Raw genomic sequence first — 17,422 nt, 5'->3', positions numbered from 1 at the left:
GGCCGTTCGTCAGGGGGCGGCGGTGGCGGGAGAGGTGAGCGAGGCGATCCGGGTCGGGAGGTCGCGCCAGGTCTCGGGCGTGTAGAAGTGGCCTCCCGGCAGGACGTCGTGGCGGAACGCGCCGCTGGTCAGGCCGGCCCAGCGGGAGGCGAGGTCGTCCCCGATCACCGGGTCGCGGTCGCCGGAGAACACCTGGAGCGGCACGTCGATCCGGGTCCCCGGGGTGTAGCGGAAGGTGTCCCGCGCGCACAGGTCGGCCCGCATCAACTCCACGGCCATTTCCGTGAGTTCGGGTTCGTCGAGGACGTGATCGGGCAACAGGCCGTGGGTGCGCATCCAGTCGAGCAGTTCGTCGTCGCGCTGCCCCTGTGCCAGGAACCGGTCCCGGTCGGTCACCCCCCGGTCCGGGGCGTTGCAGGCGGAGACGACCAGCGCCTGTGGCGCGGGGGCGCCCGCCGCCGCGAGCCGGGCGGTGACGTCGAAGGCCATCCAGCCGCCCATGCTGTGGCCGAACAGGACGTACGGTCCCTGTGCCGCGACCGAGGCGACGCCCTGCGCGGCGTCCGCCGCGAGTTCGGTCCAGGTCTGCGCGTACTCCTCGGCGAAGCGCCCTTCGCGCCCCGGGTAGCAGATCGCCACCAGGTCGACGTCGTCCGGCAGCGCCGGGATCCAGGAGTGGTAGGTCGCGGTACCCCCGCCGCAGAAACCCAGGCACACCAGGGTGCGGGCCGGGTCGCGGCTGTGCTTCAGCCGTACCACGGTGGTGTCCGGGGCGCTCACGAGGCCGCTCCCGCCCGGACCGACTCCGCGTGGCGGGCCAGGTCCCGCAGCCGGGGGAACCGGTAGACGTCCTTGGTCCGCAGCGCGATCCCGGCGTCCCGCTTGAGGCGGGAGACCACCCGCAGCGCCACCAGCGAGTGGCCGCCGAGGGCGAAGAAGTTCTCGTCCGCGTGGACGGTGTCGCGGCCGAGCACGTCGGCCCAGACGTCGGCGATCAGCTGTTCGAGTTCGGTCTCGGGAGGCTGGGCGGCGGTACCCGGCGCCGACGTGGCGGCGGGCAGCGCGGCGGTGTCCACCTTGCCGTTGGGGGTCAGGGGCAGCGCGTCCATGCGCACGAGGGCGGACGGCACGAGGTGTCCGGGCAGCGTGGCGGCACAATGGGCGCGCAGGTCGTCGTCGCCCGCCGTCCCTTCCGGTGCCAGGACGTAGTAGGCCGCGAGGAAGGCGTCCCCGTCCGGGCCCGAGCACGGCACGGCGACCGCGGCGGTGACCTGGGGGTGTGCGCGCAGCCGGTCCTCCAGCTCGCCGGGCTCCACCCGGAACCCGCGGATCTTGATCTGGCGGTCGGTGCGGCCGAGGAACTCCAGTGCGCCGTCCGGCCGGCGCCGGACCTCGTCCCCGGTGCGGTACATCCGGGTGCCGTCGGCGGCGAAGGGGTCCGCGACGAACCGCTCGGCGGTCAGTCCGGGCCGCCCGACGTATTCGAGGGCCACGGCCGGACCCGCCAGGTACAGCTCTCCGGTGGTGGCGGGCCGCAGCGCGTCGTCGAGCACATGGGCGCGCACGTGGGCCAGGGCCTCGCCCAGGTGCGGGGCGTCGCCGGTGATGCGGGCCGCGGTGGCGTCGACGGTGCATTCGGTCGGACCGTAGAGGTTCCACGCCTCCACCGACGGCGTCCGTGCCAGCGACCGCCACAGCCGCTCGGGTACCGGCTCGCCGCCGAGCAGCAGCCGCAGGGCCCGACCGGGCCGCAGCCGCGGACCGATCAGCTGCCAGTGGGACGGGGTGGAGTCGAGGTCCGTCACGGCGTGCTCGTCGAGCAGCGCGTCCAGCCGGGCGGGGTCGGTGCGGTCCTCGTCGGTCAGGACGACCAGGGTGTCGCCCCGGCAGACCCTGACCCACTGCTGCACGGACGCGTCGAAGGACAGGCTGGCGTTCCATCCGACCACCCGGTGCCCGGCCGGGTAGACGCCGCGCTCCTCCAGGCCCGCCACCAGTGCGGCGACGCTCGCGTGCGTGACCTCCACGCCCTTGGGGCGTCCGGTCGACCCCGAGGTGTGGATGACGTACGCCGGGGCCCGCGAGTCGCCCACGACGTCGTCCGGCTCCGCGCCGGGCCGGCTCGGCTGACGGGGGCTCAGCACCGGCAGGCCGTCCGCCCACGCGGGCCGGTCCGTGTCCGAGACCACCGCGCGCAGTCCGGCGTCGGCGGCGACGAAGGCGAGCCGGTCGTCGGGGTACGCCGGGTCGAGCGGCACGTAGGCGGCGCCCGCCCGCCAGACGGCCAGGGGGGCCACGACCCAGTCGGTTCCCCTGGGCACGCTCACCCCCACCCGGTCGCCGGGGCCGATGCCGAGCGCGCGCAGCGCCCCGGCCAGCCGGGCCGTGCGCTCGCCCAGTTCGGCGAAGGTGAGGGTGCCGTCGCCGCCGTGCACCGCGGCCCGGTCCGGGAACGACCGAGCGCTCTGCAGGAACCGGCCGACCAGGGTCTGCGGGTCAGTCATGGGACACCGCCGTGGCGGTGGCCGCGCGCGGGGCGACGGTCGGTGCGCAGTCGTACACCGAGACCGGCTCGCCCATGGCGACCACGATCCGGCGCTCGCCCCGGAAGGGGTCGCGGGCGTGCGCGGTCAGGACGTTGTCGACCAGCAGGAGATCGCCCGGCTGCCAGGCGCGGCGCACGGTGGCGTTCTCGTACGCGGTGTTGATGGTCTCCAGCTCCGCCGCCGTCAGCGCGGTGCCGTCACCGAGGCCGGTGTTGAACGGAAGCCCGTCCGGACCGAGTTCGTCCACCAGGACTTCGCGGATCTCCTCCTCCAGGGAGAACTGGTTCCAGAACGCCAGGTGGTTGAACCACACCTCCTCCCCGGTGTGCGGGTGCCGGACGATCCCGGGCCGGATCTGGCTGGTGCGCAGACGGCCGTCCGCATCCCAGGCGCAGGAGATGTGGTTCTCGGCGCAGTAACGCTCGACCTCGTCGCGGGACTGCGTCCCGAACGCGGCCTGCCAGGCGACCGAGAGGCTTTCCGAGAAGTTGCGGGTCAGGGTCCAGCCGGACGCGCGCATCCGCTCGACCAGCTCGGCCGGGAGGGCGCGCAGCACCTCGCGGCAGTCGGCGACCGGGGTGGCGCCGCCCTCCTCGGGCGCGGTCAGGCAGCCGAAGAGCAGCAGCCCCGGGAAGGTCAGGGTGTAGCTGTTCTCGTTGTGCGGCCTGATCGCCTGCCCGGCGGGCAGGTCCGTGGAGGAGAAGACCCCGCCGCCGAAGTCGCTGCGCGGAGTGGCCTTCTCCCGGTACGGGGTCGCCCGCGGGATCAGCTCGTCGCGGACCAGGGCGAAGTCCTCCACGCTGCGGACCGGCAGTCCGCGCAGGTACACCGCCCCGTGACGGTGCAGTCCGGCCCGCAGGTCGTCGCGGTGGTGCGCGAGCCAGGCGCGGGCTTCGGCCGCGTCGGCCAGCTCGGGTGCCCGGACGGTGGCGGGGGCGCCCGGCTCGGTGTGCCAGTCGAGGGCTCCGGTCCGGGGGGCGTCGTTCAGCGGTGAGCGGTTCGTCGGCGCGGTCACCGGGCACCGCCCGGGGTCGGCGCGGCGTGGCGCAGCTCCAGGGTGCAGCACTTGACGCTGCCGCCGCCCTTGAACAGCTCGGAGAGGTCGACACCGATCGGCTCGAACCCGCGCTCGGCCAGCCGGTCCGCGAGGTCGCGCGCGGTCTGGGACAGCAGCACGTGGCGTCCGTCGGAGATCGCGTTCAGCCCGAAGGCCTCGGCGTCGGTCTCGGTGGCGAGGAGCGCGTCGGGGTACAGCTCGCGCAGGACCGCGCGGGACTCCGGCGAGAAGGCGCCCGGGAAGTACATGATCTCGTCGTCGTCGAGCACGGCGAGCGCGGTGTCCAGGTGGTAGAAGCGCGGGTCCACCAGGGTCAGGCTCACCACCGGGGCGCCCAGCACCTGCTCGGCCTCGGCGTGCGCGGCCGGGTCGGTGCGGAAGCCGGTGCCGGCCAGGATCCGGTCGCCGGCGACCAGGTAGTCGCCCTCGCCCTCGTTGACGTGACGGGCGGCGTGCACCTCGGTGTAGCCGTTGCGCTCGAACCACGCCTGGTAGGCGGGCGCCTCGGCGGCCCGTTCGGCGTGCCGGAACCTGGCCATCAGGACCCGGCCGTCCAGGACCGTGGCGCCGTTGGCGGAGTAGACCATGTCGGGCAGGCCGGGGACCGGCTCCACCAGGTCGACGGTGTGCCCGAGCTCCTGGTAGAGGGCGTACAGCCGCTCCCACTGCAGCACGGCCAGCGCCGTGTCGGTCGGCTTGGCCGGATCCATCCACGGGTTGATGCGGTAGTCGACGGTGAAGTGGGAGGGGCGGCACATCAGGTAGTGCCGGGGACGGGCGGTGCGCTGGATCGGCATCGGATCAGGCCTCCCCGAGGGCGGCGATCAGGCTCGCCGGGCGCAGGTCGGTCCAGGTGTTCTCGATGTGGTCCAGGCAGTCCTGGCGGCCGGCCGGGCCGTGGGTGGTCGTCCAGCCCGCGGGGACCGCGAGCGAGGCGGGCCACAGGGAGTGCTGGTTCTCCTCGTTGACCAGGACGAGGTAGGTGGCTTCCTCGTCCTCGAAGGGGTTGGTCACGGATGCTCCTGTCGCGTCGTGTGACGGATGACGTCTTGTCGAAGGGATGGTTCGCCGGCGATGCGCCAGCCGCTGAGCGGAGGGGAGATCGCGAGCGCGCGTCGGCAGATGGCCAGCGCGGCGGCCCCGGCGGTCAGTTCGGGCGTCGCCACGGTGAACAACCCGAGCCGGATGTCCTGCGGGCCGACCTGCGCGCTGACGTGTTCCAGGCGCTCCCCGGGGCCTGCCGCGGCCCAGAGCAGGTCGATGATGCGGCGGCGGTCCGGCAGGCGGACCGCGACCGGGTCGGCCGGGGTGAGGGCGATGAGGGTCAGCTCCACGCCGGGTCGTGTCAGTCCCAGATGAGGCCGTCGACGGCCACGGCCGGTCCTGCCGCGTGGAGCGCCCCCGTGACGTGCAGTTGCGGCCGCCCCTGCCCACCGGACTGCCCGAGGACGGCGGTCGCCAGGACGATGGCGGCGGCGCAGGCCGCACGGACGACGTGGATGCGAGAAGTCATGGGGGTGCCCTCATCGGAAGTGGGAGAGAGGTGGCCGGGTGAGCCCCCGGCGGGCGCCCGGCACCTGCCGGAGCGACGTGTCCATCCTCGTCGGCCGGGCTGCTCCGAGGGAACGGGTCCGGGACCGGCAAAACCGTCCAGGCCGCTTTGTGACACCCGCTCATCTGCGTAGAACCGGGCGTGTATCGCTCGTAGATGACCGGCGTGCAGGCTGGTCGCAAGATCCACGGGGTGACCACAGGAGGAAAGGCGGTGTCCGTGACGCTCTGCCTGGAGACGCTGGACCGGACGGTGTACGAGGAGATGCTCAGCCACACGGCGCTGGGCGTGGACGAGCTCGCGGCCAGGCTGGACGTCGAGCCCGACCGCATCCGCGACTGCCTCGACCGGCTGTTCGCGCTGCAGTTGGTCCAGGCGTCCTTCGAGGCGCCCAGCCGGTTCACCGTCGTGGACCCGGTCCTCGGCATGAAGCGGCTGCTGGAGCAGCAGCACGAGGAACTGCTCCGGAGCCACCGTCAGGCGGCGGGCAGCCAGCAGGCCCTGATCAGGATCCTGGCCGGCGCGGGCGGCGGCGCCCAGCAGGCGGACGGGGTCGAGCGGCTGGCCGGACTGGACGCGGTGCAGCGACGGTTGGAGCGGCTGGCCCTGGAGGCCGGGAACGAGATCCTGACCTTCATGCCCGGCGGACCCCAGTCCCCCGCCTCACTGGAGGCCGCCCTGCGCAACGACGCCGTCGTCCTGCAGCGCGGCGTGGCGATCCGCACCATCGGCCTGGACGCCGTCCGCGGCGACGACGCGACCCTGCGGTACACCCACGCGCTGGTCGCGCGCGGCGGTGAGTTCCGTACGGCGGCCTCGCTGCCGACCCGCATGGTCGTGGTCGACCGGTCCCACGCCCTGGTGCCGATCGACCCGGCGGACAGCCGCAAGGGCGCGCTCCACCTCTCCGCGCCGGGCATGATCGCCCCGCTGCTCGCCCTGTTCGAGCGGGAGTGGGGAGCGGCCCTACCGCTCGGCAGCGGCACGTCCGATGCCTCGTTCGTGCCGAGCGAACAGGAACGCTGCCTCCTGGCCCTGCTCGCGCAGGGCCACACCGACGAGTCCGCCGCGGGCCAGCTGCACATCTCGGCCCGCACCGCCCGGCGGATCATGGCCTCGCTCATCGAGCGGCTCGGCGCCCGCAGCCGCTTCGAGGCGGGCCTGCGCGCGGCCCGCCTCGGCTGGGTCTGACCTGGCCGAACGGGTGACGTGCGGGTGTCATGATCTTGCACACTAGGATGACGTCCCGTACACCGGCGTGCACCAGAACACTGGCGGCCAGTCACCGGTGAGAGCTGTGCGCCCCGGGGGGACTGTGGAATTCTTCGTGCTCGGACCTGTGGGCATGCGCAACGGCGGGTCCGTCGTGTCCGGCGGTCCGCCGCAGCAGCAGGCGGCCCTGGCCGCGCTGGCGCTGCGTTCCGGCCACGTGGTTCCCCTGCACGAGCTGATCACCGCCGTCTGGGGCGAGGCGGCACCGGACTCCGCGGTGATGATCCTGCGGACGTATGTGTGGCGGCTGCGCAAGCTCCTGGAGGCCGGTGGCCGCGATCCGCAGGTGCTGGCGTCCGCGAACGACGGCTACCGGCTCGCGGTGCCGCCGGCGTCGGTCGACGCCTTCCGGGCCGAACAGCTGGCCGCCGACGCGGCGCGCGCCCGCGAGGCGGGCCGCTACGACGCGTCCGCCCGGTCGTTGGCCGAGGCCGTTGCGCTGTGGCGGGGCGAGCCGCTGGCGGGGGTTCCGGGGCGGTTCGCGCAGAACCAGCGCTCCCGCCTGTCCGAGCTGCGCCTGCACCTGCTGGAGGAGCGCTTCGACCTCGACGTCCTGCTGGGGCGGCACGCCCAGGTGGTCCCCGAGCTGACCGGCTTCATCCACGAGGAACCACTGCGCGAGCGGGCGTACGGACTCCTGATGCGCGCGCTGTACGCCGCCGGGCGCCAGGGCGACGCCCTGGCCGTGTTCGGCAGGGCGCGCGAGGTGCTGGCGGACGAACTCGGCCTGGACCCGGGCCCGGAACTCCGCGCGCTGCACGGCCGGATCCTGGCCTGCGACCCCGAGCTGGTCGCCCCGGTACCGGCACCCGCCGCCACCGGGGCGGTGCCGGCGCGGGCGGAGGCCGGCGACGCCGCGGACCCGGGGCCGGCCCCCTTCGCCCGCCCGGCCCAACTCCCCGCCGGCCTCGCCGACTTCACCGGCCGGACCGCCGAACTCGCGGCCCTGTCGGACGCCCTCACCGACCGGGACCGCAGCGCCCTGGCCGTCGCCACCGTGAGCGGGATGGGCGGCATCGGCAAGAGCGCGCTGGCCCTGCGGGTGGCGCACCAGGTCAAGGAGGCGTTCCCCGACGGCCAGCTCTACGCCGACCTGCGCGGCACCGGTACGGACCCGGCGGATCCGGGAACGGTGCTGGCCAGTCTGCTGTCCGCCCTGGGGGTGCCCCGACGGGAGATACCCGGCTCGTTGGAGGACCGGGCCCGGCTGTTCCGTACCGTCCTCGACGGACGCCGGGTGCTCCTCCTGCTCGACGACGCGCGCGACACCGCCCAGGTCAAGCCCCTGCTTCCGGGGTCCGCCCGCTGCGCGGTGGTGGTGACCAGCCGGGCCCGCCTCGCCGGCCTGCTGTCGGGCAGCCACGTCCAGCTGACGGAGTTCAGCCCGGTGGAGGCCCTCGCCCTGCTCAGGCAGATCGTGGGCCCGGAGCGGATCGACCGGGAGGAGTCCGCCGCGGACGCGCTCGTCGGCGCGTGCGCCCACCTGCCGCTCGCGGTGCGCATCGTGGCCGCACGCCTGGCGGCCCGACCGGGCTGGACGGTGGCACACCTCGTGGTCCGCCTGGCCGACCAACGGCGCCGACTGGCCGAGCTGCGGGCCGACGACCTGGCGGTCGCCGCCGTCTTCGAACTCGGCTACCGCCAGCTGACGGACCAGCAGGCGGCGGTGTTCCGCCGGTTGGCCTCCGTGGCCCGGCCGAGCATCGGCCTGGCCGCCGCCGCCGCGGCACTGGACCTGGCGGAGGCGGACGCGGAGACGTTGCTGGAAGCGCTGGTCGACGCCGCGCTGCTCGAGTCGCCGGAACCGGGCCGGTACCGGCATCACGAGCTCGGCCGGGACTTCGCGCTGAACCTGACCGGCCCGCACACCGGCCCCCCGGACGAGGCGGACTCCGCGGTGCCGCGTCGCCTGCTCCACCACCTGATGGGAATGGCCGCCGAGGCCTTCCAGCGGATCGTGCCCGGGGACCCGGTGCACAGCACGATCACCGCCACGACCACGGAGCCGGGCGACGCACGGATCGGGGACCTGGCCGAGGCCCGGGCCTGGGTCGTCGCGGAGTTCGACTTCGCGCTCCACGCCGTCCAGCTCGCCCTCCGACGCCAGGGCGGCGCCGAGACGGAGCTGCTGACGGTGGCCGCCGACCTCCTGGTGGCCCTCAGCTCGTTCGGCCAGGACATCCCGTACGCGCGCATCGCCGTCACCGCCGACGCGCTCGCCCGCGCCGCGGCGCAGGGCGGGAACCACCGCGCGGCCGGACGCGCCCGTTTCATCTGCGGCAACGCGGCCCTCCAGGCCACCCAGTTGACCCGGGCGCGCGCCAACTCCCACCTGGCGGTGGAGGCGTGCCTGCGGGCCGGCGACCGCGCCATCCTCCAGCAGGCGTACAACGACCTGGGCGTCATCGCCCAGTTCGAGCAGCACTACGACGAGGCGGCCGAGTGCTTCGACCGGGCGCTCGCCCTGGCCCGGGAGCAGGGGCACCGCTCCGGCGCGCTGACCATCACGCTCAACGCCGCACTGGCCAGGATCCGCGGCGGCCGCGCCGAAGAAGCGCTGCCCGCCTGCGACGAGGCGCTGGAGGCACTGCGCGCGCTGGCGGACCACCACGGCATCGCCCACGCGCTGTGCGTCCGCGGCCAGGCCCTGCACGAACTGGGCCGCCTGCACGAGGCGCTGGCCAGCTACGAGGAGTGCCTCGACCTCTGCGAGACCGTACGGATACCGGGCCAGCAGGCACAGGCACGCTACCGGTACGCGGACACCCTGAACGCTCTCGGCCGCACCGAACCCGCGCTGGACGCGGCGGCCAAGGCGGTGGCCCACCTGCGCACCGTGCCCGACCGCCACCGCGACCAGGGCTACGCCCTGCTGATCCACGCCCGCGTCTCGCTCGACGCCGGCCACCGCGAAGACGCCCTGGCGCATTCCCGCGAGGCGCTGGAGGTCTTCACCCGGGCCGGACTGCCCGAGGCCGCGCAGGCGCGTCGGATCGTGGACGCCGCCGCTGCCCCGCACCCGGTGGCCTGAGCGCAGACCGCGGCAGGCGGCGCCCTGCAAGGATCACGTCGGCGCTCCGGCGGGACGGAGGCCGGATTGCGGCTTCGGTCGGCGGGCGGTGCCACTGGGCGTGACGACCCGGCACCACCGCCCGCCCGCGCCCGGGCGCCGTCAGGCCTTGCTGTTGAACTCCGAGGTCCCCTTGCCGGGCTTGTCCTGGTGGTCGGCCGCGGACGTCAGTCGCGCGTCACCGGAGTGGGCCGACGCGCCGGCCACGGTTCCCAGCACGGCCAGGACCGCGGCCAGGGCGGCGGGAGCGAGGAAGGCCAGACGACGCGTGACGGACTTCTGGATGCGCTGCACGGGAAACCCCTGTCTGTTCGTCCAGGGACCCATGGGTGCCACCTGGCGTGCGAGTTGTTCTGCGACCGACTATCGCAGCGCCCCATCTACATCTCATATACGCGCCGAGCACGGGGCGCCCGCAGCGCCACCGGAGGCCGGTCGGCCCCGACGGCGCGCGCTGGTGGTTGCCCCGGTGCGCTGACGGTCTTCCTCGGCCCGACGGTCGGCCTGTCGCTGGTCGTTCCTGGGGTTCGTCGAGAGCGCCGGTGAGGCGACCACCGTCCGGCGCGACTCGCAAGGACGAGACCACCCTGGTCACGAGCCTTCCGGTCGCCCCTGGGAGGATCTGCGCCATGACGACCGACATCCGCCGGGCCGCGGGAACCAGAACCCTCTCCGACACCCTGCTTTCGATGTTCGGACAAGTAGCGCCCCGCGAGAAGCCCCGGCCGCAGCGGATGGCCGGGGCCGGGTGCGGAGCCCCTTCCCGGCAGTCGCCGCGGTCGCGGCACCCGGTGACGAATCCGGCTGACGGCCCGGCGCACCGGGGCTGCGGGCGGCCCCACCGGGGAGCCAGGTCCTACCCCTGCGGCCGCTGGAGCTTGGTCATGATGCGATCCAGGACGGTGATTTCCTCGGGGGCGAGCGCGAGAAGGGTGCGCGGGGGGCGGGTCAGGATCGATTCGGCCCGCTCGGCGGCGGCGGTGCCGGTGGCGGTAAGACTGACGATCTTGGACCGGCGGTCCACCGGGTGGACGCTGCGCTCCACATAGCCGCGCCGCTCCAGCTCGTCCACGACCAGCGTGGTGTACGGCTTGTCGGTGGAGAGCCGGTCGGTCAGCTCCCGCATGGTCAACGGGCCGGCCAGCAGCCGGCGCAGCGCTTTGACGCGGAAGAAGCTGAGGCCCAGCGCCTCCTCCACCTCGGCTCGGCGGTTCTCCTGCTTCAGCACCAGGAAGGACATGGCGGCCCAGACCCGGGCCGCCTCCGGTGGGACCACCGCGCCGGTGTCCGCGTCATCGTCCGGGCGGGGCTCGGCACCGCCGCCCGTGGTGTGTGCACCCGGCCCGCCGCCGTCGTTCCTGCTGTCGTTCATCCGCTGTCGCGCTCCGCTCTACTGGTCGGTCCGGGTCCGTGTCCGACCGCGGCGCCATGGGTCCGGCCTACCCGGTCCGACGGCCGGTGGTGAGGATACCGAGCATCAGCACCGCTGCGCCGCAGGCCGTCGCGATCCACCAGCCGACGTGGCTGGCCGACGGGAAACCGGTGCTCAGCGGGCCGTGCACGGCCGAGGTGGCCAGGGAGCCGATCACCGCGACCCCGAGCGCCTGGCCGGTCTGGCGGCTGGTGGTGGCGACGGCGGCGGCGACCCCGGCCTGGGCGGGCGGCAGGCCGGAGACGGCGGTGTTGGTGACCGGCGCGTTCAGCATGCCGAAGCCGAGGCCGAACAGCGCGTAGGAGCTGACGAGTTGCCAGGTGGCGGTGTGCACGCTCAGGCCGGTCAGCATCAGCATGCCGGCGGCCATGGCACTCCCGGAGACGACCAGCGGCAGGCGTGCTCCCCGGGTGGCGACCAGACGGCCGGCCATCGGCGAGACCAGCATGGTCACGCCCGCCATCGGCAGGGTCAGCACGCCGGCGTGCAGCGGTGAGCAGCCGCGGACGTCCTGCAGGTAGAGGGTGTTGAGCAGAAGGAAACCCCCGAGTGCGGCGAAGCCGAAGATCGCGATGGCGACGGCCCCGGCGAAGGGGGCGCGGGTGAACAGCCGCGGGTCGATCAGCGGCGCGGTGCGGCGCAGTTCGTAGGGCACCAGGCAGGCCAGCGCCAGCGTGGCGACCGCGAGGCAGCCCAGGGTCTGCGCGGAGGCCCAGCCGGCGGTGGGTGCCTCGATGAGACCGTAGGCGAGGCTGCCGAGCAGGACGACGATCAGCAGCTGCCCGACCGGGTCCAGCGGGCGTGGGTGGTCGGCACGGGAGTCGGGGACGAACAGTGCGCACAGTACGAGGGCGGCCAGGCCCACCGGGATGTTGGCCCAGAAGATCGCGCGCCAGCCGACGAAGTCGACCAGGCCACCGCCGAGCAGCGGCCCGAGCGCCATGCTGACGCCCGCCACCGCGCCCCACACGCCTATCGCGCGGGCCCGCTCGCGGGGCTCGGTGAAGGTGTTGGTGATGATCGACATGGCGACCGGGTTGAGCATCGCACCGCCCACCGCCTGCAGCACGCGGGCGGCGACCAGCCAGTCCAGGCCCGGCGCGAGCGAGCACAGCAGCGAGCCGAGGGTGAACAGCATGAGGCCGGTCTGGAACGTGCGGCGCCGCCCGAGGCGGTCGCCGGTGGAGCCGGCGAGCAGCAACAGGCTTGCCAGGACGACGGTGTAGGCGGCCACCACCCACTGCAGCCCGGTGACGGTGGCGTGCAGGTCGCGCTGGATGGCCGGGAGAGCGGCGTTCACGATCGTGTTGTCCACGCCGACCATGAACAGGCTCAGGCAGCAGATGGCGAGCACCCTCGAGCGCCCGCGGCGGTCCGGCGAGGCCGCAACGATGCCACGGGCGGCAGGGGAGAGGACGGAAGACCATTTAGTTAATGACATACAACCATTATAGTCATACAACTACCACTGGAGCCGATGGCGTTGCGGGGCCGGCCGAGCGAAGCCCTGGCGCCTCTCGCCGCTGCCTTGTCCGGCCCGGGGTGTCGCGCCGCAGGCCGCACGGGTGTGCGATCTGCGACGGGCCGGTGTCCGCCGTCGTTGGCCACACCGCCGCCGTTGTGCACTGCGTGGTTGCCGGTGATCATGCTGTCGGCGATCGTGGTCGTGGTGCCGGTGAAAGCGCCGATGCCTCCGAAGGAGTTGCCGCAGTTGTCGCGGATCCGGCTGTCGGTGACGGTGAGCGTCCCGAAGTTGGCGATGCCTCGGCGCGGGCTGTGGCCCGACAGCTGGGGATCTCCCGGGGCACGGTGGCGCGGGCCCTGGCCTCGGACCGGCCACCGGTCCACCAGCGCGCTCAGTCACGTTTTCGGCGACACAGGGCTGCCCGAGGGTGGTTCTACAGCTCGACGTCCATCCAGGCGATGTCGTTCAGCTCGACGTCGAGGCCGCGGGCGCGGCGGCCGCCGTCCTTGAAGTACTCGTCGCGCAGGGCCTCGGCGAGGATCGCTTCCTGCTGGGCCTGGGGGGCTCCGGCGTCGCGGGCCGCGTACAGGCGGCGGGCGACGTCGCCGGGCATCTTCTGGGTGATCACGCGGGGGCGGGGGTCGTCGGTCGAGCCGCCGGCCGCGCTGAAGCCGAACGTCGCGGAGATGTGCAGCATGAAGCCGCGCTGCTCGGCGTCGCGGCGAACCCGTTTTTTCACGCGCGGCTGCCAGGTGGCGCGGACCTTGCTCTCGATGGTCTTGGCGGCGGCCGGCTTCGGGACGGCCTGGCCCTTGAGCCAGCGCTGCACCGTGCGCTGGGAGACGCCGAGCTCCAGGGCGAGCTTCCTGGTGGAGCCCTTGGCCCCCTTGAGCAGGAAACGCATCCGGGCCTGGACGGACCGCGGGATCGGGCGGGTGCGCTCGGCGCGTTCCAGACCCTCGTCGATCTCCCGGCTCACGCTGCTCCTTCCCGGCCGCCCGGGGCGGCGGCCACTACTGGTGGTCGTGGTGGGCGGCCCGCCGGTCGGCGCCGGCGGGCCGCGCCCAGGGGTTATTCGTCGGCGGAAACCTGGCCGCCGGTCTTCATGTGCCGAGCCGGGTTGGCGTCGTCGGCGATGAGCGCAGCGATCTCTGCCATCGGCCGGGAGCCCTCGAACTTCACCAGGCCCGGTGAGACCCCGAGGCGCAGCGAGGTGGTGAGGGTGCCGTCGGGTTTGGTGAGGATGTCCAGGGCGCCGGGGCCGGGGGCGGGGAAGACGGCGCAGTCGGAGAGGACGGCGATGGGGTGCAGGCCGGTGTCGGCGGCCATCTTGCGGAGTTTGCGGTGGAGGTTGACGGTGGCGGTGTCGATGACGAGGGCGCGCATCAGCGGGTCCCAGGTGGGGCGTTCCAGGGCGGGCCAGCGCTCGCCGGGCTTGTAGCCGTGGCCGCGGGGGCGCTCGCGGAACTTGCCGATGGTGCCCTTGGCGGTCTGCTTGATCGCGGTGAGCACCGCGAGCTCGGCCGGGTCGCCGGTGGTCTTGACGGCGGCCATGGCGTCGAGGAACTCGAACGGGTCGCAGTCGGCCAGGTCGAGCGGGACGCCGAGCGCGGCCATGGTGTCCAGGTACGCCGCGCGGAGCCTCTTGTGCCACGGGTCCAGGTACGGGCCGTGCTCGTACCGCAGGTAGGCCTCGGTGGGCCGGACGTCGGCGCCGAGCTCCACCGCATAGGCGACCTTGACGGTGGAGTACCAGGCCGGGCCCGTCGGCCGCGAGCCGTCCGCGGTGAACGGCGACGGGAGCAGCGGGTCCGTCTCCACCTGGGACAGGTCGACCAGCCAGGAGCCGGGCAGCTTCTTCTCGAAGGCCGGGTTGAGCTCGTGCACCGGCTCCGACAGCGGCAGGGTCAGGCGGCCGGCGGCCGCGAGGAACGCCGTGTTCACATCGAGGCCGACCCCGTACAGCGCCGTGCGCTTCTCGTCGTCGGTGAGCTCGCGGAACCAGTCCCACGCCTCGGTCACCAGCTCCTCCCCCGGGCCGCGATCCTGGGCGAGCGGGTGCACGTCCGGGACCTCCGGCGGCGCCGGGTCGAACGCGTCCTTGGGCCGGGAGCCCTCCACCGGCCCGGACGTCCAGCCGGCCTCGGTGCGCACCGCCCGGGTCGGCGGGCGCAGCGCGGTGACCAGTTCCAGGCCGCAGACGGCGGTGGAGCCGCGCGGGGTGAGCACGCGGGTGGCGTAGGTGCCGAGCAGCCGGGCCAGGTCCTGGGCCGCGAGGCCGTCCGGAATCTGCCAGCCGCCGGTGGCGAGGGCGCCCCAGGCGGGGATGCACAGCTGCACGCACTGGCGCTTGCCGTCCTCAGGCGTGCGGTAGACCCGGGCCCACGGGCCCAGGCCGCGCTGGGTCAGCAGCCACCCCGCCCGCTCGATCGCCTTCACGGCCTTGTGGGTCTTCGGCAGCTGGCCCAGCCGCTGGACGAACTCCTTCTTCTCGTCCCGGCCCATCGGCGGCAGACCGAGCTCGGCGAGCGCGGCGTCGGAGATGACGACCAGGGCGTCACCGTCCTTGCCGTGCCGGTGCAACCTGGGCGAGCCGAGCTTGGTCTCCAGCGCCCACTCCACAACGTCGGCGAGCGTGCGGCCGGCCGGGGCAGTCGGCGCGAGGGTGCCGTCGGCGAGATGGGTCACCAACGCTTTGCCGGACGAGGCGACGTCCAGCACCGCCAGCGGACCAGCCGGGAACCGCGCCGCCGCGGCGGCCTCCCAGTCCGCTGGCCCGGCTTCGGCGGCCGACTTCTTCGCCGCCACCGTCCGCGTCCGCGACGCCGCGCCGGCAGCAGGGCGGGACGACGCGCCGCGCCGGGCCGCAGCCGGTGCGGCGGCCGCACGGGCGACCTGACGGGGCGCAGCGACTGAAGCGACCGAGGTTGCCGACTCGGCCGGGGCCGGTGGGGCGGGCTGCTCCGCGACCGGGGCGGCAGCCGTCGGCTGCCCGACCGGGGTGGGCGCGCACCAGCCGCCCATGTGCACCGGACGGCCCTGCGAGCGGTACGGCGTCGGCCGCCCGCACCGCACACACGGCGCAGGTCGGTCGGCGACCAGCTCCCCACCCTCGGTCCGGTCCAGCTCCATAACCGCGTCGCCGCCGAACACCACCGGCGGATCAGGCACGGCGGCCGGGACGGCTGGCTGCGGCGCGGGCGCAGCCGGGAGCAGCCTGGCGGCCATGCCGTCGAGAAGTTTGGCGTAGGCGGCACGGGGCTCGCCCTGTGGGTCACGCTGGCCGGTCTCCCACGCGGTGAACGTGCTGGCGCTGACACCGAGGGCCTTCGCGGTCTCCGCCTTGGTCAGCCCGTACTCGGTGCGCAGCCAGGCCCGCTCGGCGGGCTCGGGCAGCGGCACCTGGCGGCGCGGACCGGCGCCGAGCAGCGCCTCGACCGCCTCGGAGGCTCCTGGCGAGGTACCGGGCATCTCTGCTTCTCCCCTCTCTCCCACGGTGGACGGACGGTGTCAGGCCGCGCGGTACCGGCCGCGCTGGACCCGCACCACCCGGCCGGCCTTCAGCAGGCCGTCGATGTACACCGACGCGCCGTTGCTGTTCGTCTTCTTGCCCGCCGCCGTCATCGCCTCCGCGATCTCCCCCAAGGTCATCGGCTTCGCCGACGCCTGAAGGATCTTCACCATGGCGTCCGCCTTCGTCAGGTCCTGGACCTCCACCCCCGGCACCACCGACGCCTCGACGAGCTTCCGCAAGGCCTCCCGCTGCGCCTTCAGACCCTCGATCCGCACCCCCAGCAGGCCCCACTCCCGCTCCGCCGCGCGGAGCTCCTTCTCGACCCGCTCAAGATCCGCACCATAGAGAGTCATGAGCCAAGCATAACAAAGTAGCCATCGAGCTTTGTAAATCTTAGATAATTAATGCTAATTGACCTTAGAGTCCACCCCGGTACGCACGGCCTCCGCATCCAGCAGACGGTCAAGGACTCGCCCTCCAGCGCACCGCAACTGAGGCGGTCCCGGACCCCCGCGATGCCGATGATCGCCGAATGCTCCTCCCAGGTCCGTCAATGGGCGACCACCATCCTCGCCGACGACCCCGCCATCCAGCGCACGCAGTACATGCCAGGAGTCGGGCACCACATGTGGAACGGCCTCGACGACAACAACGACCGAGCCGCAGCCGTCATCACCGCGTTCCTTCAGGACGAGCCGGCGCCCCTGCCGAACTCCCCGACCCGCGACGAGACCCCCGCCTTCCTGCACGACCACAAATGAAGACCCTTCAGCCTCTCGCGGACGCATAGCCCTGTTGTGCAAGTGGCCCGTTGCACCGACAGCTCGGCGGCGGTGCTGCCGAAGGCCGGCTCCTTCCCGGTGTGCGCCGCCTACAACTCCGTGCCGCGGCGTCCATGGCCCGGACGGTTCGCATCCGGGCCATGCTGTTGGCCGTGCTGGCGCTGTTGCTCAGCGACGAGGCGCCTGGCAGTGCGTAGGGCTGGGCGTCGCGGCCGCTGGCTGACCCCCGCGGGTGCGGGGAGGACATTCCTGACGTGCGGCGGTGTAACGCCTTTGCAACTTCTCGGCCGTGCCTGGCGGCCCAGCTGTCGGCAGCTGGCGGACCGACCTGTTGAGCTGTCAGGCAGCACCAGACATCGCGCCATGCTCCCTCGCCTCGGGGCGTCGACACCTCAAGCTCCGCACGCAGGAAACTCCCCGCCCAAGCGAATCAGCCGACTTCGCAAGCGCTTCGCCGTCCAGACCGCAATCTCCAGCAATCACCCTCGTACATTCCATTCCCCCCTCCGCCACCCCGACATCACCACGCCCGGGAAGCGAAAGCCGGCCAGGCAGCCAGACGGACAGTCGGGCTTTCCCGGAAACCCGGACCCCGCGAGCCCGCCATTGTGCTCCATCACACGCGGGTCGCGTCAGGCTCCGAGTCGATCATCTGGAATGCTGTTCCAGTCCGCCGCCCACGGCTTTGAGCGGCGGGCATCCGCAGTACCGGGCGCACCGCCCGGGAAGCCC

At 73.5% G+C, this 17,422-nt stretch carries 16 protein-coding genes; 3 read left to right on the top strand and 13 right to left on the bottom strand.

What is annotated here, in order from left to right:
* Positions 1-9: 9 nt before the first annotated feature.
* The 7 genes from ACFQ87_RS22555 to ACFQ87_RS22525 are packed head-to-tail and all read right to left on the bottom strand — an operon-like array spanning position 10 to position 5,116.
* The gene (locus ACFQ87_RS22555; protein ID WP_380612591.1) at positions 10-780 is read right to left on the bottom strand and encodes a thioesterase II family protein; all 771 of its coding nucleotides are present in this window, start codon (positions 778-780) and stop codon (positions 10-12) included.
* Positions 777-2,504 (bottom strand): amino acid adenylation domain-containing protein, encoded by a 1,728-nt coding sequence (locus ACFQ87_RS22550; RefSeq protein ID WP_380612590.1) that lies wholly within the window; start codon positions 2,502-2,504, stop codon positions 777-779. Before ACFQ87_RS22550 ends, ACFQ87_RS22555 begins: the two co-directional genes overlap by 4 nt.
* Positions 2,497-3,561, bottom strand: coding sequence for a TauD/TfdA family dioxygenase (locus tag ACFQ87_RS22545; RefSeq protein WP_380612589.1), 1,065 nt, complete (start codon positions 3,559-3,561; stop codon positions 2,497-2,499). The genes ACFQ87_RS22550 and ACFQ87_RS22545 overlap by 8 nt, the downstream gene beginning before the upstream one ends.
* The gene (ddaH, locus tag ACFQ87_RS22540) at positions 3,558-4,400 is read right to left on the bottom strand and encodes a dimethylargininase (RefSeq protein WP_380612588.1); all 843 of its coding nucleotides are present in this window, start codon (positions 4,398-4,400) and stop codon (positions 3,558-3,560) included. Before ddaH ends, ACFQ87_RS22545 begins: the two co-directional genes overlap by 4 nt.
* 4 nt (positions 4,401-4,404) lie before the next feature.
* Positions 4,405-4,617, bottom strand: a complete 213-nt coding sequence (locus ACFQ87_RS22535; RefSeq protein WP_380612587.1) for an MbtH family protein — start codon at positions 4,615-4,617, stop codon at positions 4,405-4,407.
* Entirely contained in the window at positions 4,614-4,937 is a 324-nt protein-coding gene (locus ACFQ87_RS22530; RefSeq protein ID WP_380612586.1) for a hypothetical protein, read from the bottom strand. Before ACFQ87_RS22530 ends, ACFQ87_RS22535 begins: the two co-directional genes overlap by 4 nt.
* Before the next feature lie 11 nt (positions 4,938-4,948).
* On the bottom strand, positions 4,949-5,116 hold the full coding sequence (locus tag ACFQ87_RS22525) for a hypothetical protein (RefSeq protein WP_380612585.1): 168 nt from the start codon (positions 5,114-5,116) through the stop codon (positions 4,949-4,951).
* 231 nt (positions 5,117-5,347) lie between these two features.
* Between ACFQ87_RS22525 and ACFQ87_RS22520 the strand changes: the two genes are divergently transcribed.
* Together ACFQ87_RS22520 and ACFQ87_RS22515 are read left to right on the top strand one after the other, a co-directional pair.
* Complete coding sequence (locus ACFQ87_RS22520) at positions 5,348-6,346, top strand: LuxR C-terminal-related transcriptional regulator (RefSeq protein ID WP_380612584.1); 999 nt, start codon at positions 5,348-5,350, stop codon at positions 6,344-6,346.
* Positions 6,347-6,482: 136 nt separating this feature from the next.
* Positions 6,483-9,458, top strand: a complete 2,976-nt coding sequence (locus ACFQ87_RS22515; protein WP_380612583.1) for a BTAD domain-containing putative transcriptional regulator — start codon at positions 6,483-6,485, stop codon at positions 9,456-9,458.
* A gap of 141 nt (positions 9,459-9,599) precedes the next feature.
* Here the strand turns inward: ACFQ87_RS22515 and ACFQ87_RS22510 are convergent, their stop codons facing one another.
* From ACFQ87_RS22510 to ACFQ87_RS22485, 6 genes are all read right to left on the bottom strand, one after another.
* Complete coding sequence (locus ACFQ87_RS22510) at positions 9,600-9,791, bottom strand: hypothetical protein (RefSeq protein ID WP_380612582.1); 192 nt, start codon at positions 9,789-9,791, stop codon at positions 9,600-9,602.
* 562 nt (positions 9,792-10,353) lie between these two features.
* The gene (locus ACFQ87_RS22505; protein ID WP_380612581.1) at positions 10,354-10,869 is read right to left on the bottom strand and encodes a MarR family winged helix-turn-helix transcriptional regulator; all 516 of its coding nucleotides are present in this window, start codon (positions 10,867-10,869) and stop codon (positions 10,354-10,356) included.
* Between the two features lie 67 nt (positions 10,870-10,936).
* The gene (locus ACFQ87_RS22500; RefSeq protein WP_380612645.1) at positions 10,937-12,253 is read right to left on the bottom strand and encodes a DHA2 family efflux MFS transporter permease subunit; all 1,317 of its coding nucleotides are present in this window, start codon (positions 12,251-12,253) and stop codon (positions 10,937-10,939) included.
* A gap of 574 nt (positions 12,254-12,827) precedes the next feature.
* Positions 12,828-13,373, bottom strand: coding sequence for a telomere-protecting terminal protein Tpg (gene tpg, locus ACFQ87_RS22495; RefSeq protein WP_380612580.1), 546 nt, complete (start codon positions 13,371-13,373; stop codon positions 12,828-12,830).
* Positions 13,374-13,465: 92 nt separating this feature from the next.
* Positions 13,466-15,865 (bottom strand): telomere-associated protein Tap, encoded by a 2,400-nt coding sequence (gene tap, locus ACFQ87_RS22490; RefSeq protein WP_380612579.1) that lies wholly within the window; start codon positions 15,863-15,865, stop codon positions 13,466-13,468.
* A gap of 39 nt (positions 15,866-15,904) precedes the next feature.
* Positions 15,905-16,261 carry a hypothetical protein gene (locus ACFQ87_RS22485; protein ID WP_380612578.1) on the bottom strand — a complete coding sequence of 119 codons (357 nt, stop codon included), beginning with the start codon at positions 16,259-16,261 and terminating at the stop codon, positions 15,905-15,907.
* A gap of 162 nt (positions 16,262-16,423) precedes the next feature.
* Here ACFQ87_RS22485 and ACFQ87_RS22480 point away from each other — a divergent pair, with 162 nt between their 5' ends.
* Complete coding sequence (locus ACFQ87_RS22480) at positions 16,424-16,669, top strand: hypothetical protein (RefSeq protein ID WP_380612577.1); 246 nt, start codon at positions 16,424-16,426, stop codon at positions 16,667-16,669.
* The last annotated feature ends 753 nt before the right edge of the window (positions 16,670-17,422 follow it).

The organism is Kitasatospora sp. NPDC056531, from assembly GCF_042794375.1.
GTDB lineage: Bacteria > Actinomycetota > Actinomycetes > Streptomycetales > Streptomycetaceae > Kitasatospora.
The sequence above is the reverse complement of the archived record's forward strand: the minus strand, read 5'-3'. Positions and strand labels throughout refer to the sequence as shown.